This is a genomic window from Helicobacter aurati (assembly GCF_003364265.1).
Lineage (GTDB): Bacteria > Campylobacterota > Campylobacteria > Campylobacterales > Helicobacteraceae > Helicobacter_A > Helicobacter_A aurati.
In genome coordinates, this window is record NZ_NXLW01000044.1 from 1 (window position 1) to 698 (window position 698).

Annotated in this window: 2 protein-coding genes; both read right to left on the bottom strand. The window is 42.0% G+C overall.

Going from position 1 to position 698, the window contains the following annotated elements; genetic code table 11:
* Window positions 1–3: 3 nt before the first annotated feature.
* Complete coding sequence (locus tag CQA66_RS09200; RefSeq protein ID WP_104763795.1) at window positions 4–345, bottom strand: hypothetical protein; 342 nt, start codon at window positions 343–345, stop codon at window positions 4–6.
* Complete coding sequence (locus tag CQA66_RS09090) at window positions 323–505, bottom strand: hypothetical protein (protein ID WP_115582667.1); 183 nt, start codon at window positions 503–505, stop codon at window positions 323–325. The genes CQA66_RS09200 and CQA66_RS09090 overlap by 23 nt, the downstream gene beginning before the upstream one ends.
* Window positions 506–698 lie beyond the last annotated feature (193 nt).

Genomic DNA, 698 nt, shown 5'->3' on the forward strand with positions numbered 1-698 from the left:
TTGTCATACTGAGCATTTGAAAAATGCGATGCGGGAGCGGAGCGACTGCACGAACGAAGTTCTTGCCCATACTTGCTCATTCCCGCAGGGATAAACATTTCCAATCTTACCCTTTGTCATATTGAGGCGAAGCCGAAATATCTCTTTAGAATCTTTAAGAGATTCTTCAGTCGCATTTGCTCCTTCAGAATGACAAACATTAACCTTGTCATGTTGAGGGCTTGCCCGAAACATCTCATGAGATTCTTCGGCTAAAGCCTCAGAATGACAAATGGGAACAGAATGACAAGGAGAGGATTCAGAATGGCAATTTATTTTTTTGTCATGTTGAGCGAAGCGAAACATCTCTATTGATTTGTTGAGATTCTTCGGGCATAAAGCCCTCAGAATGACAAGGGGTAGAATCTGCGCCCACTTCGTGGTGTGAAAAATCGGAACAAGCAGGAGCAGTAGTGCCTCTTGCCCGATTTTTTACTAGAAGTGCAGGAAGCGAAGCAAATTTCATAAGTAGAGGCGCAGGCTCTCCCTTTATGAAAGATAAGAGAGCTTTTCTTTTGGTAAAGGGAGCGGGGAGGGATTAGATTTTCTTTGTGAAAGAGAAAAATGTGGAATCTTGCAAAGTTGGCTAGCATTTGCAATAGAATCCTTAAAGTGTGATTGTGCATTTTTAGAAGAAACTGTGTTTTTAGATTCTTCGG

Coding starts and splice junctions, on each gene's coding strand:
- CQA66_RS09090 (WP_115582667.1), bottom strand. CDS start 505: ATGAAATTTGCTTCGCTTCCTGCACTTCTAGTAAAAAATCGGGCAAGA.
- CQA66_RS09200 (WP_104763795.1), bottom strand. CDS start 345: ATGTTTCGCTTCGCTCAACATGACAAAAAAATAAATTGCCATTCTGAA.